25 protein-coding genes and 1 pseudogene are annotated in these 23,385 nt (G+C 68.2%); 16 read left to right on the forward strand and 10 right to left on the reverse strand.

From position 1 onward, the window contains the following. Positions 1 to 77 precede the first annotated feature (77 nt). From HKD39_RS19115 to secG, 3 genes are all read left to right on the forward strand, one after another. Positions 78 to 1,328 (forward strand): phosphoglycerate kinase, encoded by a 1,251-nt coding sequence (locus HKD39_RS19115; protein WP_171198034.1) that lies wholly within the window; start codon positions 78 to 80, stop codon positions 1,326 to 1,328. Beyond that, positions 1,325 to 2,146, forward strand: a complete 822-nt coding sequence (gene tpiA, locus HKD39_RS19120; RefSeq protein ID WP_343074516.1) for a triose-phosphate isomerase — start codon at positions 1,325 to 1,327, stop codon at positions 2,144 to 2,146. The genes HKD39_RS19115 and tpiA overlap by 4 nt, the downstream gene beginning before the upstream one ends. 126 nt (positions 2,147 to 2,272) lie before the next feature. Then, on the forward strand, positions 2,273 to 2,515 hold the full coding sequence (gene secG, locus HKD39_RS01380; RefSeq protein WP_171198035.1) for a preprotein translocase subunit SecG: 243 nt from the start codon (positions 2,273 to 2,275) through the stop codon (positions 2,513 to 2,515). On the opposite strand, the gene HKD39_RS01385 is transcribed toward secG, so the two are convergent. Then, positions 2,516 to 3,073, reverse strand: coding sequence for an amino-acid N-acetyltransferase (locus HKD39_RS01385; RefSeq protein WP_171198036.1), 558 nt, complete (start codon positions 3,071 to 3,073; stop codon positions 2,516 to 2,518). Positions 3,074 to 3,150: 77 nt separating this feature from the next. Between HKD39_RS01385 and rimO the strand changes: the two genes are divergently transcribed. The 6 genes from rimO to HKD39_RS01415 all read left to right on the forward strand — a co-directional run bounded on the left by rimO (position 3,151) and on the right by HKD39_RS01415 (position 7,617). Beyond that, entirely contained in the window at positions 3,151 to 4,701 is a 1,551-nt protein-coding gene (gene rimO, locus HKD39_RS01390) for a 30S ribosomal protein S12 methylthiotransferase RimO (protein WP_171198037.1), read from the forward strand. A gap of 89 nt (positions 4,702 to 4,790) precedes the next feature. After that, positions 4,791 to 5,366: a CDP-diacylglycerol--glycerol-3-phosphate 3-phosphatidyltransferase gene (gene pgsA / locus HKD39_RS01395; RefSeq protein WP_171198392.1), complete on the forward strand. Its 576-nt coding sequence runs from the start codon at positions 4,791 to 4,793 to the stop codon at positions 5,364 to 5,366. 23 nt (positions 5,367 to 5,389) lie between these two features. Beyond that, entirely contained in the window at positions 5,390 to 5,944 is a 555-nt protein-coding gene (locus HKD39_RS01400) for a CinA family protein (protein WP_171198393.1), read from the forward strand. A 200-nt stretch (positions 5,945 to 6,144) separates the two neighbouring features. Then, positions 6,145 to 6,627 (forward strand): helix-turn-helix domain-containing protein, encoded by a 483-nt coding sequence (locus HKD39_RS19880; protein WP_171198038.1) that lies wholly within the window; start codon positions 6,145 to 6,147, stop codon positions 6,625 to 6,627. Between the two features lie 150 nt (positions 6,628 to 6,777). Next, positions 6,778 to 7,200 carry a putative RNA methyltransferase gene (locus HKD39_RS01410; protein WP_343074517.1) on the forward strand — a complete coding sequence of 141 codons (423 nt, stop codon included), beginning with the start codon at positions 6,778 to 6,780 and terminating at the stop codon, positions 7,198 to 7,200. Between the two features lie 27 nt (positions 7,201 to 7,227). Beyond that, the gene (locus tag HKD39_RS01415) at positions 7,228 to 7,617 is read left to right on the forward strand and encodes a class I SAM-dependent methyltransferase (protein ID WP_171198040.1); all 390 of its coding nucleotides are present in this window, start codon (positions 7,228 to 7,230) and stop codon (positions 7,615 to 7,617) included. Positions 7,618 to 7,717: 100 nt separating this feature from the next. On the opposite strand, the gene HKD39_RS01420 is transcribed toward HKD39_RS01415, so the two are convergent. Genes HKD39_RS01420 through HKD39_RS01435 form a run of 4 tightly spaced genes read right to left on the reverse strand, consistent with a single transcriptional unit; the run spans position 7,718 to position 10,448 of the window. After that, positions 7,718 to 8,608: an ABC-2 family transporter protein gene (locus HKD39_RS01420; RefSeq protein WP_171198041.1), complete on the reverse strand. Its 891-nt coding sequence runs from the start codon at positions 8,606 to 8,608 to the stop codon at positions 7,718 to 7,720. Further along, positions 8,601 to 9,455: an ABC-2 family transporter protein gene (locus HKD39_RS01425; RefSeq protein ID WP_171198042.1), complete on the reverse strand. Its 855-nt coding sequence runs from the start codon at positions 9,453 to 9,455 to the stop codon at positions 8,601 to 8,603. The genes HKD39_RS01420 and HKD39_RS01425 overlap by 8 nt, the downstream gene beginning before the upstream one ends. Continuing rightward, the gene (locus HKD39_RS01430; RefSeq protein ID WP_171198043.1) at positions 9,452 to 9,673 is read right to left on the reverse strand and encodes a hypothetical protein; all 222 of its coding nucleotides are present in this window, start codon (positions 9,671 to 9,673) and stop codon (positions 9,452 to 9,454) included. Before HKD39_RS01430 ends, HKD39_RS01425 begins: the two co-directional genes overlap by 4 nt. Then, positions 9,615 to 10,448 (reverse strand): ATP-binding cassette domain-containing protein, encoded by an 834-nt coding sequence (locus HKD39_RS01435; RefSeq protein ID WP_171198044.1) that lies wholly within the window; start codon positions 10,446 to 10,448, stop codon positions 9,615 to 9,617. Before HKD39_RS01435 ends, HKD39_RS01430 begins: the two co-directional genes overlap by 59 nt. 284 nt (positions 10,449 to 10,732) lie before the next feature. Between HKD39_RS01435 and HKD39_RS01440 the strand changes: the two genes are divergently transcribed. Then, the gene (locus tag HKD39_RS01440) at positions 10,733 to 11,941 is read left to right on the forward strand and encodes a M20 metallopeptidase family protein (RefSeq protein ID WP_171198045.1); all 1,209 of its coding nucleotides are present in this window, start codon (positions 10,733 to 10,735) and stop codon (positions 11,939 to 11,941) included. A 50-nt stretch (positions 11,942 to 11,991) separates the two neighbouring features. Here the strand turns inward: HKD39_RS01440 and HKD39_RS01445 are convergent, their stop codons facing one another. The 3 genes from HKD39_RS01445 to serA all read right to left on the reverse strand — a co-directional run bounded on the left by HKD39_RS01445 (position 11,992) and on the right by serA (position 16,016). Further along, positions 11,992 to 12,795, reverse strand: coding sequence for a thymidylate synthase (locus tag HKD39_RS01445; protein WP_171198046.1), 804 nt, complete (start codon positions 12,793 to 12,795; stop codon positions 11,992 to 11,994). 89 nt (positions 12,796 to 12,884) lie between these two features. Further along, the gene (locus HKD39_RS01450; protein ID WP_171198047.1) at positions 12,885 to 14,753 is read right to left on the reverse strand and encodes a cation:proton antiporter domain-containing protein; all 1,869 of its coding nucleotides are present in this window, start codon (positions 14,751 to 14,753) and stop codon (positions 12,885 to 12,887) included. Positions 14,754 to 14,825: 72 nt separating this feature from the next. Continuing rightward, on the reverse strand, positions 14,826 to 16,016 hold the full coding sequence (gene serA, locus HKD39_RS01455) for a phosphoglycerate dehydrogenase (protein ID WP_343074518.1): 1,191 nt from the start codon (positions 16,014 to 16,016) through the stop codon (positions 14,826 to 14,828). Between the two features lie 145 nt (positions 16,017 to 16,161). On the opposite strand from serA, the gene HKD39_RS01460 reads away from it, so the two are divergent. The 5 genes and pseudogenes from HKD39_RS01460 (at position 16,162) to HKD39_RS01475 (ending at position 20,210) form a co-directional block, all read left to right on the forward strand. Further along, positions 16,162 to 17,025 carry an ABC transporter ATP-binding protein gene (locus HKD39_RS01460; RefSeq protein WP_171198049.1) on the forward strand — a complete coding sequence of 288 codons (864 nt, stop codon included), beginning with the start codon at positions 16,162 to 16,164 and terminating at the stop codon, positions 17,023 to 17,025. After that, positions 17,022 to 17,870, forward strand: a complete 849-nt coding sequence (locus tag HKD39_RS01465) for an ABC transporter permease (RefSeq protein WP_171198050.1) — start codon at positions 17,022 to 17,024, stop codon at positions 17,868 to 17,870. The genes HKD39_RS01460 and HKD39_RS01465 overlap by 4 nt, the downstream gene beginning before the upstream one ends. Before the next feature lie 105 nt (positions 17,871 to 17,975). Continuing rightward, a complete protein-coding gene (locus HKD39_RS01470; RefSeq protein ID WP_171198051.1) occupies positions 17,976 to 19,295 on the forward strand; it encodes an FAD-binding protein in 1,320 nt (439 codons plus the stop codon). Between the two features lie 99 nt (positions 19,296 to 19,394). After that, positions 19,395 to 19,523: pseudogene (locus tag HKD39_RS20190) on the forward strand (XRE family transcriptional regulator); the annotation flags it as partial. 33 nt (positions 19,524 to 19,556) lie between these two features. Further along, positions 19,557 to 20,210 (forward strand): isochorismatase family protein, encoded by a 654-nt coding sequence (locus HKD39_RS01475; protein WP_171198052.1) that lies wholly within the window; start codon positions 19,557 to 19,559, stop codon positions 20,208 to 20,210. Here the strand turns inward: HKD39_RS01475 and HKD39_RS20195 are convergent. Together HKD39_RS20195 and HKD39_RS01485 are read right to left on the reverse strand one after the other, a co-directional pair. Continuing rightward, positions 20,207 to 21,286, reverse strand: a complete 1,080-nt coding sequence (locus tag HKD39_RS20195) for a methyltransferase domain-containing protein (protein ID WP_343074556.1) — start codon at positions 21,284 to 21,286, stop codon at positions 20,207 to 20,209. The two genes, HKD39_RS01475 and HKD39_RS20195, sit on opposite strands and share 4 nt — an antisense overlap. Before the next feature lie 60 nt (positions 21,287 to 21,346). Next, positions 21,347 to 22,741 carry an MFS transporter gene (locus HKD39_RS01485; protein WP_171198054.1) on the reverse strand — a complete coding sequence of 465 codons (1,395 nt, stop codon included), beginning with the start codon at positions 22,739 to 22,741 and terminating at the stop codon, positions 21,347 to 21,349. 63 nt (positions 22,742 to 22,804) lie between these two features. Here HKD39_RS01485 and HKD39_RS01490 point away from each other — a divergent pair, with 63 nt between their 5' ends. Beyond that, positions 22,805 to 23,317, forward strand: a complete 513-nt coding sequence (locus HKD39_RS01490; protein WP_171198055.1) for a winged helix-turn-helix transcriptional regulator — start codon at positions 22,805 to 22,807, stop codon at positions 23,315 to 23,317. Positions 23,318 to 23,385: the final 68 nt, after the last annotated feature.

Here is a 23,385-nt window from a genome sequence, read left to right on the forward strand (position 1 = left end):
CTGCCGCGGTCCTTTCTGCCGCGGTGCTATCTGCCACGGCACACGCACCCCGAATTCCCTGCACCCCAGGAGCTTTCGTGAACACCTTGGACGATCTGCTCGGCGGTGGCGCCGGCCAGCCCGGCTCGCTGACCGGCACCACCGTGCTGCTGCGGTCCGATCTGAACGTGCCGCTGGACGGCGACACGATCACCGACGACGGCCGCATCAAGGCCAGCCTGCCCACTATCAAGGCGCTGACCGACGCCGGTGCCAAGGTGGTCGTCACCGCGCATCTCGGCCGGCCGGACGGCAAACCGGACCCGAAGTTTTCGCTGGCTCCGGTGGCCGCCCGGCTGGGCGAGCTGCTCGGCGCCGACGTCGTCCTCGCCTCGGATGTGGTGGGGGACAGCGCGAAAGCCACCGTCGCCGGCCTACAGGACGGGCAGGTGGCGCTGTTGGAGAACGTGCGGTTCGACCCACGCGAGACCAGCAAGGACGACGCCGAGCGGGGTGCGCTGGCCGCCGAGTTGGCGGGGCTGGCTGCCGGGGCCGGCGGCCGCGCCGTTTTCGTCTCCGACGGGTTCGGGGTGGTGCACCGCAAGCAGGCGTCGGTGTACGACGTGGCAAAGCTGTTGCCGCACTACGCCGGCTACCTGGTGTCGGAAGAGACGGCGGTGCTGCGCAAGCTCACCACCGAGCCGGAACGGCCGTACGTCGTCGTCCTCGGCGGGTCCAAGGTGTCGGACAAGCTCGGGGTGATCAAGGCACTGCTGGAGCAGGTGGATCAGGTGCTGATCGGCGGCGGGATGGCGTACACCTTCCTGGCCGCCGAGGGCAAGGACGTCGGAAAGTCGTTGCTGCAGCAGGACATGGTCGACACCTGCGGGCAACTGCTGAACGAGTACGGCAGCAAGATCGTGCTGCCCAACGATGTGGTGGTCGCCGACAGCTTCTCGCCCGACGCGAAGACCGAGGTGGTGTTCGCCGGCGAGATCCCTTCCGACTGGCAGGGGCTGGACATCGGCCCCGACACCAGGGCCACCTTCCGGCGCATCCTGGGCGAGGCCAGGACGGTGTTCTGGAACGGCCCGGTCGGCGTCTTCGAGATGGCGCCGTTCGCCGGCGGCACCAAGGCGATCGCAGAGGCGATCGCAGACTCGTCGGCGTTCTCGGTGGTCGGTGGCGGCGACTCCGCCGCCGCTGTCCGGCAGCTGGGGGTCGACGAAGCCGGCTTCACGCACATCTCCACCGGTGGCGGAGCGTCGTTGGAATACCTTGAGGGCAAAGAACTTCCGGGACTTGCCGTGCTCGACGAGCCGCAGCCAGAGAATGGAGCAGGCCAGTGAGCGCCGCCAAGAAGTCGGCAGCCGCCGAGAAGCCGGTCGGGCGCCAGCTGTTGATCGCCGGCAACTGGAAGATGAACCTCAACCACCTTGAGGCCATCGCCGCCGTGCAGAAGCTGGCATTCACGCTGCCGGACAAGTACTACGCCAAAGAAGAGGTGGCGGTACTGCCGCCGTTCACCGACTTGCGCAGCGTGCAGACCCTGGTGGACGGCGACAAGCTCAAGATCAAGTACGGCGCGCAGGACATCTCGCCGTACGACAACGGCGCGTACACCGGCGACATCTCCGGGCCGATGCTGGCCAAGCTCGGCTGCACCTTCGTCGTTGTCGGGCATTCGGAACGCCGTGAGCACCACGACGAGAGCGACCAGGTGGTGGCCAGCAAGGTGGCCGCGGCGCTGCGCAACGGGCTGGTGCCGATCCTCTGCGTCGGTGAGGGCCTTGAGCTCCGCGAGGCCGGCGGTCAGGTGAACCACTGCACCCAGCAGCTGCTGGCTGCGATGGAGGGCGTCGACGCCGAGCAGGCCGCCACCGTTGTGTTGGCGTACGAGCCGATCTGGGCCATCGGCACCGGCCGGGTGGCCACCGCCGCCGATGCCCAAGAGGTGTGCGCCGCGCTGCGCGCCACCCTCGCCGACACGTACGGGCCGGAGGTCGCCGGCGCGGTGCGGATCCTCTACGGCGGCAGCGTGAAGTCCGGCAACGTCAACGAGATCGTCAGCCAGCCCGACGTTGACGGCGCGCTGGTCGGCGGGGCCAGCCTGGACCCGACCGAGTTCGCGACCCTGTGCGCCAACGCGGTGGGTGTGCTGACCTGAGCGGATGCTCGGGTTAAACTGACCCTGCCGTCGCGGCCAGCGTCGCGGCTGCCGCTTGACCATCCGGACCAGCCGTATTGGTTCTAACCGCTCAGCGCCATCCGGCGCACCGACCGCAAGGCGATCATGGAACTGTTCCTGGACATCCTGCTGGTGATCACCAGCCTGGCGCTGATCGGCCTGGTGCTGCTGCACAAGGGCAAGGGCGGTGGCCTGTCGTCCATGTTCGGCGGCAGCATGCAATCGTCGCTGTCCGGATCGTCCGTGGTGGAGCGCAACCTCGACAGGCTGACCTTGTTCGTTGCCGCGATCTGGGTGATCTCGATCGTCGGCGTCGGGCTGATCCTCAAGGTGAACCACGTCCCGTAGTCAGAGCTGCTTGAGCATCCTGGTGTTGCCCAAGGTGTTCGGCTTCACGTACGGCAGGTCGAGAAACTCCGCCACGCCACGGTCATAGCTGGAGCGCAGCTCGGCCAGTGCGTCCGGCCCAAGGTCGAGTTCGCCGATCCGCCGAAACCCCAACGCGGAGAAGAACATCACCTCGAAGGTGAGCACGAACAGCCGCGTCAGGCCGAGGTTTCTGGCCTGTTCGATCAACTCGAGGCAGAGCGTCCGGCCGATGCGTCGACCGCGGCACTGCGGGTCGGTGGCGATGGTGCGCAACTCGCCAAGGTCCTCCCACAGCACGTGCAACGCCCCGCAGCCCACCACCCTTGGGGTCGGCCCACCGTCGGGATCGGGGATCTCCGCCACCCAGAACTCGGTGACGTCCTCATAGAGGTTCACCAGTGACTTTTCCAGCAGAATGTCCGGTGCATACTGATCAATCAGTTCTTTGATGCGGCGTACGTCGCCGACCTTGGCCCGGCGGACGGTGGGTGACGCGTTCGACACCGGTTCCCGTTGGGCTGGTTCTTGCTTCGCCACCCGGGCAGCGTAGCCAGCAGGTCCGCGCCGCAGCTCAGCGGCCCGGCACGGGGCGCGGCTCCGTTAGGCTGAGGTATGTGAGCAATGCACCCACCGTGTCGATCGTGACGCTGGGGTGCGCGCGCAACGACGTCGACTCCTCGGAGATCGCGGGCCGCTTGGCCGCCGGCGGCTACCGACTGCTGGACGAGCCGGACACCGCCGCCAATGCGCCGGAGGAGCCCGCCGACGTGGTGGTGGTGAACACCTGCGCTTTCGTCGCCAGTGCCAAGAAGGATTCCATCGACACGCTGCTGGCGGCCGCCGATTCCGGATCCAAGGTGGTGGCTGTCGGTTGCCTCGCCGAGCGGTACGGCGCGGAGCTGGCCCAGGCGCTGCCGGAAGCCGACGCGGTGCTCGGGTTCGACGCCTATCCGGAGCTCGGCGCTCTGCTCGGTGACGTGCTGGACGGGCACCGGCCGGCGGCGCACACCCCGCAGGATCGCCGCACCCTTCTGCCGATCACCCCGGTGGCCAGACCCGATGCCGCACAGTCGGTCTCGGTGCCGGGCCATGCGCACACCGCGTCGGCGGCGGCGCCCGGTGGGCTGGCGGCCGGCCCGCAGCTGGTGCGCAAGCTACTGCATGCCGGACCGGTCGCACCGCTGAAGATCGCCTCAGGCTGCGACCGACGTTGCACCTTCTGCGCGATCCCGTCGTTCCGCGGGTCGTTCGTCTCCCGGCACCCGGACGAGGTGGTCGCCGAGGCGCAGTGGCTGGCCGGGCAGGGCGTCCGGGAGATCGTGCTTGTCAGCGAGAACTCGACGTCCTACGGCAAGGATCTGCCGGGACGCGATCAGCTGGAAACCCTGTTGACCCGACTGGCTGCGGTGCCGGGCATCGTCAGGGTACGGCTCAGCTATTTGCAACCGGCGGAGACCAAACCCTCACTGCTGCAGGCAATCTCGGCAACCACCGGGGTTGCTGACTATTTCGACATGTCGTTCCAGCATGCTTCGGAGCCGGTACTGCGCCGGATGCGCCGGTTCGGTTCTGTCGCCGGCTTTCTCGACCTCACCCGCCGCATCAGGGCGGCGGCGCCCGAGGCCGGGATCCGCTCCAATGTGATTGTTGGTTTCCCCGGCGAGACCGAGCGAGACGTGCAGGCGCTTGAGGAGTTCCTGATCGGCGCCAGGATGGACGCCGTCGGAGTGTTCGGCTACTCGGACGAGGACGGCACCGCGGCGCTGGAGCTACCGGACAAGGTCGACGAGGACGAGATCGCCGCGCGGGTGGAGCGGATCACCGCGCTCGCCGACGAGCTCGCCGCACAGCGGGCCGAAGATCGGGTCGACACCGAGATCGTGGTGCTGGTCGACGATGTGACTCCCGACAGCGAGAGCGGCAGCACCGACGGCACCGTTGTCGGCCGCGGCGAGCACCAGGCGCCGGAGGTCGACGGCACCACGACGCTGACCGGTGCCGACGGCATTGAACTGGGCGACCTGGTGCTGGCACGGGTGGTCGGCACCGACGGCATCGACCTGATCGCGGAGCCGCTGCGGGTGCTGCCGCGCCCGGAGCCGGCGGACCCAGATGTGTTGCGGCCCAAAGCATCGGCACCAGCGGCGGAGGCGACAGGGTCGTGAGCGCAACGGTGCCCCCGTCCCGCCCGCCGACTCCGGCGGGCAATCCCGCCGAGCCCCCACACCGGGGACAGCAGGACGGGCCGGGGGAGTTGCCGCACGCCTACGTGCCCGCCTCGCTGATCAACCTGCCGAACGCTCTGACGGTGCTGCGGCTGATCTTGGTGCCGGTCTTCCTGTTGTGTCTGTTCAACCTCGGCGGGCACGACGCCACCTGGCGCTGGATCGCGGCCGGAGTCTTCGCCGTCGCCGCCATCACCGACCGGTACGACGGGCGGATCGCCCGCAGCCGCGGCCAGGTCACCGACTTCGGCAAGATCGCCGATCCGATTGCGGACAAGGCACTCACCGGTTCGGCGCTGCTGGGGCTGTCGATGCTGGGCAACCTGCCGTGGTGGGTCACCGTGGTGATCCTGGTCCGCGAGGTCGGCATCACGCTGCTGCGCTTCGCCATCCTCCGCTACGGCGTCATCTCGGCGAGCCCTGGCGGCAAGGCCAAGACCCTGGTGCAGGTGGTGGCCATCGGGCTGTACGTGATGCCGCTGCCGGACCAGCTTGAGTGGCTGCGCTTCGGGCTGATGCTGGTGGCGGTGGCGCTGACGGTCGGCACCGGCATCGACTATCTGGTCAGGGCGACCGCGTTGGTCACCCGCTCCCGCCGACCCTGAGCATCCGCGGTGCGATGACGGAGATGGACGAGTTTCTCGAACTGCGGTCCGGCCGGCTCGCCGCCGTTGTCGTTGGGCTGCGCCGGGCCGGGCTGACGGTGGCCACCGCGGAGTCGCTGACCGGTGGACTGCTCGGGGCGGCGTTGTCGTCGGTACCGGGATCGTCTGCGGTGCTGCGCGGCGGGCTGATCGTCTACGCGACCGACCTCAAGCACACGCTGGCAGGCGTTCCGGCCGAGTTGCTGGCGGCTCGCGGCCCGGTGGATCCGGACGTTGCGGTGGCCCTCGCCGCCGGTGCCAGGGAACGCTGCGGCGCCGATCTCGGCGTCGGGCTGACCGGGGTGGCCGGGCCCGACCCGCAGGACGGCCATCCGCCCGGCACCTGGTTCGTCGCGGTCACCGGGCCGGACCTGGCCGATTCGGGAACCGCGGTGGTGACCACGCGAACCGGACACCCGGTGCCGGACGTCAACCCGGACCACCACGAGCCGCAGCGGCAACGGCACCGGATCCGTCTGCAGGTGGTGAGCGCCGCGCTGGATCTGCTGGCCGAGCGCTGCACAGCGTCAGGCCGATGAACTCAAGCCGGCGGCTGGTGCGATTCACCGGCGTCCGCCATGCAATGTTCACGTGACTCCGGGAACAACTGCCGGATGCACCGGCGTTGACCGGGTAGGTTGGCGGGACACCCGGACCAGCCACGCGACCGGAGTTTCCGCCGGCGCAGACCAGAGCTGTCGAGGCTGTGAAAGTCCGGCGCCGGAACAGGAGGTGGCACGTGTTGCTGCGAGATGCATTGGGCGAAACTCTTCGCGATGCCCGGACCAGCCAGAACCGGACGCTGCGTGATGTCTCCACGGCCGCCAACGTGTCGCTCGGATACCTGTCCGAGGTGGAGCGCGGCCGCAAGGAGGCGTCCAGCGAGCTGCTGGCGTCCATCTGCGTCGCCCTCGAGCTGGAACTTTCCGACGTGCTCACCACGGTCAGCGAGGCCATCCGCACCGACGATCAGGCCAAGCGCGCCGTCGCGGTGAACAAGGCCGAGCAGCTGGCCCAGCAGGCCAACGTCAGCCGCGGTTTCCAGGCCGTCCCCGCGAACGGCTACCCACGCCGCCCGGTCGCCAGCTTGGACAAGACCAACGCCCCGAAGGCCGGCAGCAAGCCGGTACCGACCAGGCCGGAACCGGCGCGCGCCGCCGCCCGTCCCGAGCGGCCGTTGCGGATCGTGGTGCCGTTCAGCCCCGCGCCGCAGACCAACTGATCATGTGGTGACCTGCCGTAAAGGGGCTCGGCGTCGCAGCCGTCCCGGCGTCCCAGGACGAGGTCGCCTTGCCAGTTCGTTTCGTGGCCCCGGGGTCACCAGCGAGGCCGGACTCGACCGTTTGCTCGACACCGTCGGGGATCGTGTCCCATGACGGCGGAACACCTCGCCGCAGTCTTTCGCTGCCCCGTCTGCGACGGCGCCTTCTCACCCCGTGCGGGACGCACGCTGGCGTGCCCATTGGGTCACGCGTTGGACGTCGCGAGGGAGGGGTACGTCAACCTGGTCACCGCGCAGGCCAAGAAGTCGAAGGACCCTGGCTACAACGTCCAGCTGATGCAGTCCCGCCACGCGTTCTTCGGCACTGGAGGCTACGAGCCGGCTGCTCGGGCGATCGCCGAGCTCATGTCTACGGCGCTCCCCGCCGGCGGACGTGTCCTGGACGCCGGCTGCGGCGAGGGGTACTACTTGCGCGTCCTCCGCGAGGTGGCCCCAGGGCTCGACATTGTCGGGACCGATCTGTCCCGCTCAGGGATGCGGATGGCGGCACGGCTCGACCCAGCGGGGGCATAAGCCGTGGCGAACTCGTACCACCTTCCGATGGACGTGAACTCGCTCGACGGGGTCGTCAGTCAGTTCTCTCCGAACCCGGTCGAGGAGTTCGCCCGTGTGCTCCGGCCAGGCGGAACGATGCTGATCGGTAGCCCAGGAGCTGATCATCTGTTCTCGATGAAGGCCGCCGTTTACGACTCCCCGCGTCGTCATGATGAGGAGAACCACCGGGTCGTCGACGCCAGGTTCGTCCAGACCAATCGGCGGGTGGTCCGATACCCACTGGTCATCAATGACGTGGCGGCGCTCAAGGCCCTGTTCAGCATGACCCCGTACAGCTACGGGGCGAACGACGCAGCGCGGCTACTCAACAGCGAGGCCTCGACGTTCACGACCGAGGTGCACATGCTGCTCGACACATACCGCTACGACCCCTGAACCGCTTCCCAGGCCGGTGCAGCGCCGCCAGTCCCAGCACGGTCCCACACCGTTCAGCCCCGCGCCGCAGACCAACTGACTGCACGGTTGAACCGGGTTCTCAGTTGCCGGGACTGGTGTACCAGCGGCTCATCCTGGTGAAGAACGCGATGCCGCCCGCCAAGATGATCGGGCCGGCGAGCGGCGAGAGCCACGCCACGATCGGCGGCACCAGCAGATCGTCGGTATGGCCAAGGATCACGGCCGCCGGCAGGTAGGCCATGAACGCCAGCGGCAACAGCACGGTGAGCAGCCAGGTGCCGATGGTGCCGAAGATCGTCATCGGGTAGGCGCCGAAGTCGGTGAGCACGCGGTCGACAGTGACCTTGACCCTGGAGGTGGGGCCCATTCGAAAGTCCAGCCCGGAGATGCCGATCTGCAGGCCGGCCTCGACCAGGCCGCCGCCGATTGCCGCGGCCACCACGTACAGCACCAGCCAGGGCGTCCAGTGCACATCGACCCTGGTGGCTGCGGTTATCAGGATGACGCTGCCCAGCACCAGGTCGCCCAGGGTGCCAGGGTTGACGAAACGCGTGAGCAGCTGCATCAGCGGGCCGGCCGGCCGCAGCAGGTAGCGGTCCCATTCGCCGTTGCGGACCGCCCACGCACTGGCGCTGTGCTGTCCGAAATTGATGGTGCAGACTCCGTGAGCGGTGAGCCGCAGACCGTAGAGGAAGGCGACGTCCGCGACGTCCCAGCCGGCGATCGCCCCGAACGCGCCGAGCAGCACCCCGATGAACGCGAGTTGTGTGCCCTGCATGGCCACCGACCCAAGCGCGGTGAGAACCAGGTTGACCCGGTGCACCCGCAGGTCGCGCCACGCCGCGCCCATCAGAATCAGGTACGTCCGCCAACGGGGGACGGGCCGGGCCAGACTGCCGCGCCCGTCGGCAATGCTGCTGTCAAGGGCAGTTCCGGTGTCACGGTTCGAGCGCGTCTCGGTCTCAGCCACCGAACACCACCAGCCGTCGGATCGCCCGGCGCCAGATCAGCACTCCGAGCGCGATCAGCACGCCGATCCAGAGCAGTTGCAGGCCGATCGCCCTGGCGGTGTGCCAGCCTGGATCGGTGTCGACGTAGATCGATAGCGGCACGAATACCTGGGCGGAGAACGGCAGCGCGGTCAACGTCCCGGACAGCCATCCAGGCATGAACCACAGCGGGATCAGCGCACCGGACGAGAACTGGGCCAGCATCCGATAGATCAGGAAAACGCCGCCGACCTCGAGGGTCCAGAACCCGATCAGGCCGACGGTGAAGTTCATGATCAGCGCGATCCCGAACCCCAGCACGATCGACACCGCAAAGGCGAAGCCGGAGATCACCGATCCCGGCGGGTCGATCGCACCGAACGTCAATCCCGCCACCAAGCCTGCCGCGGCGGCGGGCAGCTGTGCGGCGGCAGCACCGACCTGCTGGGCCAGCGCCAGCGGCACCGCCGAGACGGGCCGCATCACGTCGAAGGCGATGGCACCCGTCCGCAGCCGACCGTAGAGCGTGTCGAAAGTGAACGGCTGGAACACGATGTTGACCAGCACCCCGAGCACCGCGTACGTGATGGCGTCGCGCTGGTTGACGCCGGCCACCTCGGTCCGGGCGCCGTAGACGGCGGTCCACACCAGGTAGACCAGCACCACCTGCAGTACGCAGCCGATGATGCCGGTCCACGTGGAGGCGCGGAAGGCGAACTGTGCCATCGCACCCTGCCGCATCGACGCGGCCATGCCGCCAAGGGCGAATCGAAACGGCAGTCGCTGGGTGCGGCCAGACCTGTCGCGGGCCACCGGCGGCGCGGTCACAGCGCAACCTCACGGTCGGTGTAGATCTGCCGGATCACGTCCTCAACGCCTGGCTCGCTGGACGACAGGTCGGTGATTGCCATCGCGTCGGTCAGCCGGCTGATGGCCGCGGGTGCCGGCAGCTGGGCCGGGTCGAACCGGAACGTCGCCTTGACCTGATCACCGGCTTGTTGAACGTTGCGCAGGTCGAGACCGTCGATGCGGAGTTCGGCAGGCACTTCCGTTGCGGTGACGACGATCTCGCGGAACGCGGGCGTAGCGGGCCTTCAACCGCTGCAGGTCGCCGTCGTAGAGGATGCGTCCCTCGTCGATGATCACCACCCGACGGGCCAGCTGCTCGATGTCGGAGATGTCGTGGGTGGTGAGTAGCACGGTGGTTCCCTCCGAGCGATTCTGCTCGGCGATGAAGTCGCGGATCCTGGCCTTGGCCACCACATCGAGCCCGACGGTCGGCTCGTCGAGGTAGAGCACCGGCGGGCGGTACAACATCGCGGCGACGATGTCGCCGCGCATCCGTTGCCCCAGCGACAGTGACCGCACTGCGGTGTCCAGCAACGGGCCCATGTTGAGCAGGTCGACGAACGCATCGAGTGAGCGGCGGTAATCGACCGGGTGCAGACCGTACAGCTTGGCTATCAGATCGAACGAGTCGCGCAGCGGCAGGTCGATCCACAGCTGCGAACGCTGGCCGAACACCGCACCGATGTTCCTGGCGTTGGCGCGCCGGTCTTGCCACGGCACGATGCCCTCCACCTCGACGTGCCCGGCGGTGGGCACCAGGATTCCGGTGAGCATCTTGATGGTGGTGGACTTGCCGGCGCCGTTCGGCCCCAGATAGCCGACCAGCTCGCCGTCGTCGATGGTGAGCGAGACATCGTCAACGGCGCGGGTCACCACCTTCTTGGTGCTGAAGAACGAGCGCACCCCGGAGAAGCGGCCCTGCACCCGCTCCGGCCGGCTGAACTCCTTGACCAGTCCCTCTGCCCGGATCACGCAGCGGTCCCGACCACCAGGTGACCGCGCCCGGCGCGGAACCGGATCCCCGTGCGGCAGTGCGGCTTTGCAGCCCGGTCGCGGACGAGCCTGGCGAACGGCGCAGGGGTAGCTAGCACGGCGGGAGCATCAACCACTGAGGGAGCATCAACCACTGAGGGAGCATCAACACTGAGGCGCACCGGCTCACCGTGTCACGTCCAGCCGCGGCGAGCGAGGCGTTAACCGGCCACGCGTGTCGTCACCACGGTTCGATCACTCCTGGCCCGTGACAGGATGGATGCATGCCGCTGATCGATGACGCCAAGGCCATGTCCGACGAGCTGAGCACCCTGCGCCGCAAGCTGCACGCGGTGCCGGAGGTCGGGCTGGATCTGCCTGTCACCCAAAAGATCCTGCTGGACGAGCTCGCCGACCTCGGCCTCGAGGTGAGCACCGGCAAAGACCTCACCTCGATCACCGCGGTGCTGCGCGGTGGAAAGCACACCGACAACAGCCCTGTGGTGCTGCTGCGCGCCGACATGGATGCCCTGCCGGTGGTGGAGCAGTCGGGGGAAAGCTTCGCCCCGGCAGCGGATTCGCCGCACCATCAGGCCATGCACGCCTGCGGGCACGACATGCACATGGCTGGCCTGATCGGTGCGATTCGGCTGCTGGTGCAGCGCCGCGACGAGCTTCCCGGTGACGTGGTGTTCATGCTGCAGCCGGGGGAGGAGGGTATGGACGGTGCCCGCTACATGATCGACGAGGGGGTGCTCGACGCCGCCGGCCGCCGTGTCGACGCCGCATACGGGCTGCACGTGTTCTCCGGCTACTTCGAGAAGGGCACGATCGCCGCCAGGCCCGGAGCGCTGATGGCGGCATCGGCGGGATTGAAGGTCGTGGTGCACGGCCGCGGCGGACACGGTTCGGCACCGCACATGTCGGCCGACCCGGTGCCGGCCGCCGCCGAGATGGTGACCGCGCTGCAGACCGCCGTTACCCGGCAGTTCAACGTCTTCGACCCCGTCGTCGTCACCGTCGGCACCTTCCACGCCGGCACCAGGCGGAACATCATCCCGGACGACGCCGAATTCGAGGCCACCATCAGGGCGTTCTCGCCGGAGGCGATGCAGAAGGCCGGCGAGGTCACCACCACGGTGTGCAAGGAGATTGCCGCCGCTCACGGACTGACCGCCGATGTCACCTTCACCGGCGAGTACCCGTTGACGGCCAACAACGCCGACGAGTTCGAGTTTGTCGCCGACACCGCCCGGGACCTGTTGGGCGACAAACGATTTCTGCAGATGGCGGACCCGATTACCGGATCCGAAGACTTCTCCAGGGTGCTCGATGAGGTGCCCGGCTGCTACTTCTTCGTCGGTGCCGGACGCGACCCGCTCGCCAAGGCCGGCTCCAACCACTCGCCGATCGCCGCCTTCGACGACTCGCTGTTGCCGGACTGCTCCGCGCTGCTCGCCGAGCTGGCGATCCGGCGGCTCAACCGGGCCTGAGTCCGGCCAGCGGCTGCATCCGCCGGCGGGGATTCAGCGCACGGCCGGTCTCAGACCGCGATGGGCGCCAGGATGCCCTTGTCGTGCACATAGTCGTGCACCGTGATGTCGTCCAGGGTGAGCGTTTTCAGGTCGTCAAGGCTGCGGACGTGGTCGGCAATGGTCAATCGCGGCAAGGGTTTCGGGGTGCGCTGCAGCTGCCGGCCGACCTGCTCGAAGTGGTTGTGGTAGATGTGCGCGTCACCGAAGGTGTGCACGAAATCGCCTACCTGCAGACCGGTCACCTGCGCGACCAGATGCACCAGCAGCGCGTAGGAGGCGATGTTGAACGGCACCCCGAGGAAGGCGTCGGCGCTGCGCTGGTACAGCTGGCAGGAGAGTTTCCCGTCGGCGACGTAGAACTGGAACATGGTGTGGCACGGCGGCAATGCCATGTTGTTGACCTCTGCGACGTTCCAGGCCGAGACGATGTGCCGGCGGGAGTCCGGCTTGTTCTTGATGGACTCGACCACCTGGGCGATCTGGTCGACGCTGGCACCGTCGGCGGTCGGCCAGCTGCGCCACTGGTGGCCGTAGACCGGGCCGAGTTCACCCTCGGCGTCGGCCCACTCGTCCCAGATGTGCACGTCGTTGTCGTGCAGGTAACCGATGTTGGTGTCGCCGCGCAGAAACCACAGCAGCTCGACGATCACCGAACGCAGGTGGATCTTCTTGGTGGTGACCACCGGGAAGCCCTCGGACAGGTCGAAGCGCATCTGGTGCCCGAAAATGCTTCTGGTGCCGGTGCCGGTGCGATCCGGCCGGTCGGTGCCCTCGGTCATGATCCGCTGCAGGAAGTCGAGGTATTGCTGCATGCTGTCGAGCCTACGGCGGCCGTGGCAGGCATCGTCGGCGGCTCGCCTACCCGCCCAGCTCGCCTACCCGCCCGGGTGGCCGGTGCCGCTCAGCCGATCTGCTCGTCGAGGTAGCACCAACGCCAGGTCTCGTTCGGCTCGAAGCTGCGCATCACCGGGTGCTCGGTCTGGTGCGAGTGACGTTCGGCATGCCGGCCGACCGAGGAGTCGCAGCAGCCGACGTTGCCGCAGGCCAGGCACATCCGCAGGTGTACGGGCACGGTGCCCTCCCGGTCGCAGTCGAGACAGTGGTCGCTGGTCGGTTCGGTGCGCCGGCTGGCCGCGCGCAAATGCTCGCACTCCGGCGGGGCCAGCCGGTCGGCGTGCACCTCGTCGCCGGTGTGCCGCTCGGACTGCCCGCCAGCGACGGTCAGCATCGACTCCTCGACATCCAACGCGGACAGCACCGAGCTGAGCACGGTCTGGTCGACGTTGCCATGGCTGCGCATGTCCACCACCGCCTGCCGTTCCACCCCAAGGGTGTAAAGCCGCACCCTGCGGTACTCATCCGACGGAGTGGCGGAACCGCCGCCGCCGAGCTTCTCCCAGATCTGATCGGTGCGCCGCCGGATCCGGTCGGTGACAACGGCCCTGGTCTCGTCGGACACCTCATCGAGCTGGTCGAGCGCCGAGATGGCTTCCCGCCCAGCGGTTTCCAGCACCGTCGCCGCCGCCAGCGCGTCCTGCCGCGGGTCGGGTCCACGGACGTCGAGCCGGCGCACCAGCCACGGCAGCGTCGTGCCCTGGATCAACAGCGTGCCCGCCGTCACCACCAGGGCGGACAACAGCAGCAGCTGCCGGTGCGGCACGTCCTCCGGGATCAGGAACGCCACCGCTAGGGTGACGACGCCGCGCATCCCGGCCCAGCCGACGATCACCGCCCACGACACCGGCGACCGCTCGTCACTGCCGGGCAGCTTGCGGAACAACAGCACCCGACCGAGCAACACCCACAGCATCCGCACCACCACGACGGTGCCGAACACGGCGGCGCAGAAGCCGATCACAGTCCCGATGCCGGCGCCGTCGCGGCCCACCTCCTGGATGATCCACCTGGTCTGCAGCCCGATCAGCAGGAACACCGCGTTCTCCAGCAGGAACTGGATGGTCGACCAGTTGGTGCGCTCGGCCATCCTGGACTGCGCGGTCTGAATCAGCGGCGCCTTGTGACCAAGAATCAGCCCGCAGGTGACAACGGCGATCACGCCGGACGACCCGATCGCCCCGAAGTGCAGTTCTTCCGCCGGCAGGTACGCCGCCCACGGCATCACGAACGAGATGGCGGTGTCGGTGACGGCGTCGGTGAGCCGCCTGCGGACCCACACCGCGACGGCGGCCACCACGGTGCCGATCAGCGCGCCGCCGACCAGGGCGAGCAGGAACGATTCACCGACCGTCCAAACCGTCGCGACCCCGCCGATCGCCATGATCGCGGTGCGAAGGCAGGTGATAGCGCTGGCGTCGTTCACCAGCGACTCGCCCTCCAGGATCGACACCAGCGGCCGCGGCAACCCGACCTTGCGGGCCACCGCGGTCGCCGCCACCGCATCCGGCGGGGCCACCACCGCGCCGAGCGCGAAGGCGACGGCGAACGGCAGATCCAGCACCGCCCAGGCGACCACGCCGACGGCCAGCGCCGTCACCCCCACCAGCAGCACCGACAGGTAGCCGATCACCCTGATGTTGACCCGGAAGTCGACAACGGAGGTGCGGATAGCCGTCGAATACAACAGCGGCGGCAGCAATCCGAGCAGCACCATCTCCTCGGTCAGCCGCACCTCGGGAATGAACGGCAGAAACGAGGCGACGATGCCGACCAGCATCAGCACAAGGGGAGCGGACAGGCCCAGCCGATGCGCCACCCGGTCGAACAGGATCACGGCGAGCGCGAGCGCGCCGATGCCCAACGCAACGTTCACCGCGACATCGTCACACGCAACGGCGTCGGCCGGCGGCGTGGTTCGCCCGCCGCGGTCACCGAGCGGTCCCGGCTACAGCACGCGCAGCCGGATAGTCTCCGGCATCGCCGACAGCTCCTCGATCAGATGCTCCGGCAGTTTGGCGACGTCCGTCACCACATAGCCGTTCTGTCCCAGGGTGTTCAGCACCTGGCCCTCGATGTTGACGCCGTGATCGCCGAGCAGTCCGTTGATCTTGGCGAGCACACCGGGGGAGTTGACGTGGAAGTGCACGATGCGCCGGTCGCCAGGGCGCTGCGGAAGCGACAGCGACGGCAGGTTGACGCTCAACGTTGTGGTCCCGAGACCGAGGTAGTCGCGCAGCTTGGTGGCGACGAACCGGCCGATGTCCTCCTGCGCCTCCTCGGTGGACCCGCCGATGTGCGGGGTGAGGATCACGTTGGGAATGCCCTGCAGCGGCGAGCCGAAGGCATCACCGCGGGATTTGGGTTCGTCCGGGAAGACGTCGACGGCGGCGCCTGCGACGTGACCGGACCGCAGGTTGTCGGCCAGCGCCTGGTAGTCGACGACGAATCCGCGGCACAGGTTCAGGAACAGCGAGCGCGGTCGCATCCTGGCGAACTGCTCGGCACCGAAGAAGCCGGCGTTGCCAGGCCGCCCGTCGACATGCAGCGAGACCACTTCGGCGTTGTCCAGCAGCTCGTTCAGCGACGAACAGCGCTGCGCGTTGCCCAGCGCCAGCTTGTCGTCGGTGTCGTAGAAGAACACCTGCAGGCCGAGTGCCTCGGCCACCACCGAGAGCTGCGAGCCGATGTTGCCGTACCCGACGATGCCCAGCTTTCGCCCGCGGATCTCGTGGCTGCCGGTGGCCTGCTTGTCCCAGACCCCGTTGTGCAGCGCGGTGTCCTTCTCGGTGAGCCGCCGCGCCAGCATGATGATCTCGGCGATCACCAGCTCAACGACGGAACGGGTGTTGGAGAACGGCGCGTTGAACACAACGACGCCGCGGCCGGCCGCGGAGAGCAGATCGATCTGGTTGGTGCCGATGCAGAACGCGCCGATGGCCTGCAGCTCGGGCGCGGCCTGCAGCACCCGGTCGGTCACCTCGGTCTTGGAGCGGATACCGAGCAGCGACACGCCGTCCAGCGCCGCGATCAGCTCGTCCTCGTCCATCGCACCGGAGCGGGTCTCGACCTCATAGCCGGCCTCGGTGAGCAGATCGACCGCCAGCGGGTGCACATTTTCCAACAGCAAAGCTTTCACCAGTCCATGGTGGCAGGCGCCGCGGCCGGATTCCGCATCGGGTGACCGGCGCGACACTTGCGCCCACGCGGGTTGTGCGGACAGATTTGCTCGACCGGCCATGCCGATTCCGGATACCTCCGAGCAATCCGGCACAATCAGCGCCATGACACAAGCCGTGCAGGTGTCGGGGCTTCGCAAGACCTACACGACGAAGAAGGTGACGACCGCTGCCGTCGACGGTGTTGATCTGAGCATCAACACCGGCGAGATCTTCGCGCTGCTCGGGCCGAACGGCGCCGGCAAGAGCACCACCGTCGAGATCCTCGAGGGTTACCGGCACCGCGACGCCGGCGAGGTCTCCGTGCTCGGTGAAGACCCGCAGACCGCCGGCACCAGGTGGCGGGAACGGATCGGCATCGTCCTGCAGAACACCAAAGACCTTTCGCTGCTGACGGTGCGGGAATCGCTGCGCACGTTCTCGTACTATTACCCGAACGCCAGGGGAGCGGACGAGTTGATGGAGCTGGTGGGCCTGTCGGGCAAGGCCGACGCCAAGCTCACCGCGCTGTCCGGCGGGCAGCGGCGCCGGATGGACGTTGCCCTGGGCATCATCGGCCGCCCCGAGCTGCTGTTCCTCGACGAGCCGACCACCGGCTTCGACCCTGAGGCCCGCCGGCAGTTCTGGGACCTCATCCGGCAACTGCGCGCCGACGGCACCACCATCCTGCTGACCACGCACTACCTGGACGAGGCTGAGGCCCTCGCCGACCGGGTTGGCGTCATCAACGCCGGCAAGGTGATCGAGGTCAACACCCCAGACCGGCTGGGCGGCCGGCACGGCGCCGAAGCCACCGTGCGCTACCGCGATCCGAGCGGCGAGCTGGTCAGCATCGGCACCAACACCCCCACCGAGACGGTCAGGGAACTGATGCAGCGCTTCGACAATGCCGAGATCCCGGAGCTGACGGTGGCCCGGCCAAGTCTGGAAGACGTCTACCTGAAGATGATCGGAGTTCCGGCCGCATGAGCAGCACCAGCCAGACCAACACCTCGGTACGGGCAGGGTCGGGCCGGCGTATCAGCCTGGCCGCGATGTGCAGGGCCCGCGCCGTCGCCGAGATCAAAGCCTTTCTGCGCCAGAAGGAGTCGGTGGTCTTCACCCTCGCCTTCCCGGTGATCATGCTGGTCCTTTTCGGGACGATCTTCGGCAGCAACAAGGCCGATGGCGGCATCAATTTCGCCACCTACTTCGTCCCCGGGATGATCGGCGCAGGCATTCTGGCGTCCAGCTTCCAGACCCTGGCAATTCAGATTCCGATCGAACGCGACGACGGCCTGTTGAAGCGGCTGCGGGGCACCCCGATGCCCAAGGCCGCGTACTTCATCGGCAAGGTCGCCATGGTGCTGTTCGTGATGCTCCTCGAGATCATCCTGCTCACCGTGGTGGGGATGATCATGTTCGGGCTCAAGCTACCCGTCGACGCCAACCATTGGCTGGTGCTGATCGCGCTGGTGCTGCTCGGCACCACCACCCTGACGCTACTGGGCATCGCCTTCTCGTCGCTGCCGCGCACCGGCAGCAGCGCGCCGGCCCTGGTCACCCCGATAGCGCTTGTGCTGCAGTTCATCTCGGGTGTCTTTTTCCCGTTCTATCAGCTGCCGACCTGGCTGCAGGAAGTGGCGGCGATCTTCCCGCTGAAGTGGCTCACCCAGGGCTTGCGCTACGCCTTCCTGCCGGACGCGGCCAAGGGCAACGAACCGGCCGGCGCGTGGGAGCTTGGCAAGGTGTTCGGCATGCTGGGCCTCTGGGCCGTCATCGGAATGGTGCTGTGCCTGTTGACCTTCCGGTGGCGCAGCTCCAACGACGGCTGAGTTGTCCCGTGATGCTGTTCCCGGGATGCTGTCCAGGAAGCTGTCGGAGTGCTGTCCGGGCTTGCAGCCGGGTGGCGTGAGCGGCGGGCGCCCTAGACTCGCCGGATGAGGCACACCAACTGGGCGGGCAACTACCGCTATCGCGCCGCGGCCCTCGCCGAGCCGACAACGGCGGCCCAGCTGCGGGACCTGCTTGCCGACACCGGACCGGCAGCCGGCCGGCTGCGGGTGGCGGCCACCGGCCACACCTTCAACGATCTGCCCGACACCACCGGGACGCTGCTGACGTTGCGTTCGCTGCCGCGGGTGTGCGAGGTCGACACCGCGGCCCGCACCGTGCGGATCGACGGCGGCGCCAGCTACGGCGAGATCGCGCCTGCGGTGCAGGCCGCAGGGTTGGCTCTGCCGAATCTCGCGTCGCTGCCGCACATCTCGGTGGCGGGAGCGATCGCCACCGGAACCCACGGCTCTGGGGTGGGCAACAAGATGCTGGCCGACGCGGTGGTCGGGTTCGAGGTGCTCACCGCGGACGGCGAACTGCGCCAGGTGGGCCGCGACGACGATCCCGACTTCCCGGCGTTGGCAACGCATCTCGGCGCGTTCGGGGTGATCACCGCGCTGACCCTGCGACTGGAACCGACCTTTGACGTCGCCACCACCGTTTACCTCGGGTTGCCCTGGGATCGGCTCACCACCGAGTTCGCCCAGATCGCCGCGGGCGGCTACTCGGTCAGCGTGTTGCCGCAATGGACCCAGGACGGCGCTGCCCCCGAGTCCATGGCCTTCGTCAAGCGCCGCTTCCCGGCGGTCGCAAGGGAGGAAACTCCGCGGGGGGTAACGGATTCGGCCGCAGCCGCAAGCACCCCCGACTTCTTCGGCGGCCGACCGGCCGATCGGATGATGCACCTGACGCCGGGGGTGGACCCGAGCGCGTGCACGCCCCAGCTCGGCGACGTAGGGCCATGGCATCTGCGGCTGGCGCATTTCCGGCTGGAGGCAACTCCGAGTTCCGGTGACGAACTGCAGACCGAGTATCTGATGCCCATCGGCAATGCCGCGGCGGCGTTGGAGCAGCTGCGGCAGCTGGGCGGCCGGCTGCCGGCACTGGCCACCACGACGGAGGTCCGGACCGTCGCCGCCGACGATTTCTGGTTGTCCCCGGCCTACCAGACCGACTCCGTTGCCGTGCACTTCACCTGGAAACCGGATCAACCGGGAGTGCAGGCGCTGCTGCCGGAATTGGAGGCAAGGCTCGGCCCACTGGGCGCCCGGCCGCACTGGGGCAAACTGTTCGCCACGCCGGCGGACCGGCTCAACCAGCTCTACCCGCGGTTCGGCGACGCCGCGGACGCGGTGCAGCGCTGGGACCCGAACGGCAGGTTCAGCAACGACTTCCTGCGTCGGGTGGGTCTGCGGATCGACTGAGCGGCATTGGTGCTGCCGGTCAGGCCGCGACTCATACCTCGACGCGGCGACCGTCGAGCGCTGCCAGCGCCACCTCGGTGTCGTCCTCAGGTCCGGTGGGCCGCCGAGTTCGACACCAGGGTGCCGCACTGGTTCGGCGCGGCCGGCCCCGGGCCGGTAGAACTGTTGGTGTTGTTCGGTCCACAGGGCGAACGCATGCACATGCGGGCCACGCCGAAGCAGCGCTGACGAGCCTCCAGCCAACCGGAAGGGAACTCACCGATGAGCCAGTCCAGTCCCAAGACCCAGCCGGAGCCGGTCCGTGATCCGGCCACCGACCACCTGCTCACCCCGCAGAACTGCATCGTCGCGCTGATCGACTATCAGCCGGAGCAGTACTCGACGGTCACCTCCAGCACGCCGGAGGAGATAGACCTGAACGTCCTCGCCGTGGCGAAACTCGCGACGGCGTACCAGGTTCCGGTGGTGCTGTCCACGGTCGGGGTCGACATGGGCAAGAACAAGGGCACCAACAAGGCGATCCTTGATGAGCTACCCGGGGTCAAGGAGATCGACCGTTCCGGTGTGAACGCCTGGGAAGACCCGGACTTCCGGGCCGCGATCGAGACGTCTGGACGGCGAAACGTGGTGATCGGCGGTCTGTGGACCGAGGTCTGCCTGACTTTCCCGACGCTGGACATGCTGGCCGAGGGCTATCGGGTGTTTCCGGTGGCCGACGCCGTCGGCGGGATCAGCCAGGTCTCGCACGACCGGGCCTTCGACCGGATGATTGCCGCTGGGGCACAACCGATCACCGCCATCTCGTTCGGCGCCGAGCTGATGCGCAACTGGGCCCGCTCCGACGCGGACAAGCTCCGCCAGGTGATGAACTGGTATTTCCCGAAGAAGCAGCAGTTGGACGCCAAACGCGGTTAGCCGCCGGCACGTTCCAGCAGCACCAACACCTCGCTGTGCCGGGTCTGCGGGAACATGTCGAACAGCCGCGCCGACCGCACCCGCAGCGCCGGCATGGCTGCCAGATCCTTTGCCAGTGAATCCACGTTGCAGCTGGAGTACAGCACGTGCGCCGCCGGCGAGGCGTTCAGGGCGTGCGCCAGTTCGGTACCGATGCCGCGCCTGGGCGGATTGACGATCACCAGGTCGGCGGCCGTGTCCACGGCGGCGGCGTCACCTCCGGCGAAGGTGAACCGCTCGGGCCCGGGTCGGTCGCCCGCGCTCTGCCTGGCCCCGGCGACGGCCTCATCGGAGATTTCCACACCGCGGATGCTGGTGGCGGAGCGGGGAGCGCAGTGCAGTGCGAAACCGCCGACGCCGCAATACATGTCGAGCACCGACGTGGGTTGCAGCTCGTCGGCCCAGGCGCCGGCCTGGCGGTAGAGGCCGGCAGCGACGGCGCTGTTGGTCTGGAAGAAGCCCTGCGGTCGCAGCTGCAGGGTAATGCCGTTGAGCGTCATCGGCAGGGTCTGTTGCTCGGTGAGGATCACCTCGTCGCTCCCCTCGAGTACCGCCTTGTGTTCCGGATGGATGTTGACGCTCGCCACTCGAAGCTGCGGCAGGGCCTGTCGCAGCGCCGGTAGCCGTTCGGCGATCGGGGCAACGTCGGCGCGGGCGCGCACCACGAACCGCACCATCAATTCGCCGGCAGGGGAGACGGTGATGATGAGGTTCTTCAGCTCGCCGGTGCGGCGCGGCACGTTGTACGGCGGCAGGCCGGTGCCGCCGACAAAGTCGGCGAGTGGCCCGAACGACTCACGCAATCGCGGCTCGCAGATGCCGCAGTGCCGCAGATCGGTGACCCGCCCGCTGCCATCGAGGATGCCGATGGTCGGCTCGGTGGGCCTGCCACCGATCACCCACTTCGCCTTGTTCCGGTACCCGCTCGGCGGGCTGGAAAATGGCTCAAGCCAGGAGCTTTCGTTGAAGGCAGCGGCCAGGGCGGTGGCCGCTGCGCGCTGCTTCTCCGCGAGCTGCCGCTGGTACGGCACGCCCATCAGGGTGCACGAGGCACACCTGCCGTCAGAGAAGTAGTCACACTGCATCGCCGCGCCAGCCTACTGGCAGCGACCCAGGTGGCGAGCGCTGCGGGCCGTCAGCACTGCCACCGCGACCGCGCCGACCACCGAAATCCCGGCGCCGAGTGCCGCGACCAACCGCCAGCCCGCGACGGCGCCGGCCTGGGGGTGAGCCAGAACGCTGATCACGGTGACTCCGATGGAGGCGCCGAGGTAGCGGACGGTGTTGTTGGCCGCTGCTCCCATCGCCGTCCGGTCGGCGGGGACCGTCGCCACCGATTGCGCGGCAAGCGAGCCGTTCAGCACGCCGGTGGCAGCTCCCGTCACCAGCAGACCCGGTAGTAGCTCCGCGGGCGACACTGGCGCGAAGACGTTGAGCAGCAACAGCAATCCGGCACTGACACCGACGAGCCCAACGATCAACCGCCCGGGACCTACGCTGCCCGAGCGGCGCCCGGAAACAATCGCGGTGAGGGCGCTGGTGCCCGACCACACGGCCAGCACCAGACCGGCTTGCAGCGAACTCAACGAGAGTTCGGTGATCAAAAAGGTGCAGCAGAACGACATCAGCGCAATGACGCCGGCACCGGTGGCAAAGCCCGCCACCGTCACGCCGATGAAGGGGCGGTGCCGAAACAGCGCAACGTCGAGCAGCGTGACCGTGCGCCGCAGCTGCGAGGCCACCAGACCCGCACCGAACAACGCCGCAGCAATGAACAGGACCCACGCAACGCCGCCCCCGGCGCCGCGGAGTTCCACCAGGCCGGTCAACAGGGACGTCAGCGTGGCCAGCAGCAACCCAAAACCGAGCAGATCCGGGCGGCGCGGTCGGGTATCGGGCTCCGCGGAGAACACCCGGTTACCCGCAGCCGCGACGAGCAGCGCGGCAACGGCAAGTCCGGCGTAGAACAACCGCCAGGCACTCGCCAGATCGAGCACCCCGGTCAGCACTGGGCCGACAGCGATGCCGGCGCCCATGGTGGCACCCCACCACCGCGCCGTCCGGGCCGGCTGGGGGTTCCCGGCTCCGGCCGCGTTGATCAGCGGGACGGCGGTGGCGATCAGCCCGGCGGCGCCCGCGCCTTGCACTACCCGCCCGACGACGAACATCAGCACATCCGTCGCTGCCGCAGCGAGCACGGCACCGATGGCGAAAACCACCGCGCCCCAGCGGAAAACCCGGCGCCTGCCGTAGTCGTCGGCGAGGATCCCCACCACCAGCAGGCTGGCCGCGAGGCCGGCGCTCATCGCGCTGAGGATCCAGATGGCACCCTGCGGGCCGGCAGCCAACTCCCGGTCCAACACCACCGCATTACCCAGCGGGCCGGCATAGGCGAGCATCGCCACGAACGTCGCGAGGCAGCCGAGAATGAGCGCGGCGCGATAGCGGTGGGCCGTCGATCGCGCGGTCGGCAGGCCAAGCAGTCTGGTCACAAGACCGATACTGCTGCATCTCGAGTCTGGTGACAAGACTTGACTGACGCTAGATTGATATTCATGGCACTGGGCAACGACTACCGTGAGCAGAACTGTTTCCTGGCCAGGGCGCTGGAGGTGGTGGGGGAGCGCTGGACCCTGATGATCCTGCGCGACTGTTGCTACGGTGTGCGTCACTTCTCCGACCTGTTGGCGCACCTGGACATCTCGCGCGCAGTGCTGGCCGAGCGTCTCGACACCCTGGTGGACAACGGGCTACTGACCCGCTCGCGGACCGGCCGGCAGGTCGAGTACCAGCTGACCGTAGCCGGAAAGGCGCTGTGGCCGACCATCTTCGGCCTGATGAGCTGGGGGCAGAAATATCTGCCGGCCGATCATCCGCCGCGTCGATTCCGGCATGTCACCTGTGCTGCGGATCTGGACGACAGTGGCCGCTGTCCCGACTGCGGCCGCGTCCCCGAGGTCGCCGACGTGGAGACCCGGCCGGCCGTCCGTCGCAGAGCCATCGATCGGGACGATCCGGTGGCCAAGGCGCTACGGGAGCCGCATCGGATGCTCACACCGGTGCCCTGAGACACGCTCGTCGACCGCCGATGTGCCGCGTTGACCGAACAGCCCGACCTCGGCACCACCGGCCAGGC

The sequence above is a fragment of the Nakamurella aerolata genome (assembly GCF_013002705.1).
Taxonomy (GTDB): domain Bacteria; phylum Actinomycetota; class Actinomycetes; order Mycobacteriales; family Nakamurellaceae; genus Nakamurella; species Nakamurella aerolata.

Excerpts from the sequence above, each read along its gene's own strand:
- HKD39_RS01410 (WP_343074517.1), top strand. The coding sequence starts at position 6,778 with ATGACGGCGGAACACCTCGCCGCAGTCTTTCGCTGCCCCGTCTGCGAC.
- HKD39_RS01400 (WP_171198393.1), top strand. The coding sequence starts at position 5,390 with ATGGACGAGTTTCTCGAACTGCGGTCCGGCCGGCTCGCCGCCGTTGTC.
- secG (WP_171198035.1), top strand. The coding sequence starts at position 2,273 with ATGGAACTGTTCCTGGACATCCTGCTGGTGATCACCAGCCTGGCGCTG.
- HKD39_RS01490 (WP_171198055.1), top strand. The coding sequence starts at position 22,805 with ATGGCACTGGGCAACGACTACCGTGAGCAGAACTGTTTCCTGGCCAGG.
- HKD39_RS01470 (WP_171198051.1), top strand. The coding sequence starts at position 17,976 with ATGAGGCACACCAACTGGGCGGGCAACTACCGCTATCGCGCCGCGGCC.
- HKD39_RS01465 (WP_171198050.1), top strand. The coding sequence starts at position 17,022 with ATGAGCAGCACCAGCCAGACCAACACCTCGGTACGGGCAGGGTCGGGC.
- HKD39_RS01475 (WP_171198052.1), top strand. The coding sequence starts at position 19,557 with ATGAGCCAGTCCAGTCCCAAGACCCAGCCGGAGCCGGTCCGTGATCCG.
- HKD39_RS20195 (WP_343074556.1), bottom strand. The coding sequence starts at position 21,286 with ATGGGCGTGCCGTACCAGCGGCAGCTCGCGGAGAAGCAGCGCGCAGCG.
- HKD39_RS01445 (WP_171198046.1), bottom strand. The coding sequence starts at position 12,795 with ATGCAGCAATACCTCGACTTCCTGCAGCGGATCATGACCGAGGGCACC.
- HKD39_RS01440 (WP_171198045.1), top strand. The coding sequence starts at position 10,733 with ATGCCGCTGATCGATGACGCCAAGGCCATGTCCGACGAGCTGAGCACC.
- HKD39_RS01415 (WP_171198040.1), top strand. The coding sequence starts at position 7,228 with ATGGACGTGAACTCGCTCGACGGGGTCGTCAGTCAGTTCTCTCCGAAC.
- HKD39_RS01460 (WP_171198049.1), top strand. The coding sequence starts at position 16,162 with ATGACACAAGCCGTGCAGGTGTCGGGGCTTCGCAAGACCTACACGACG.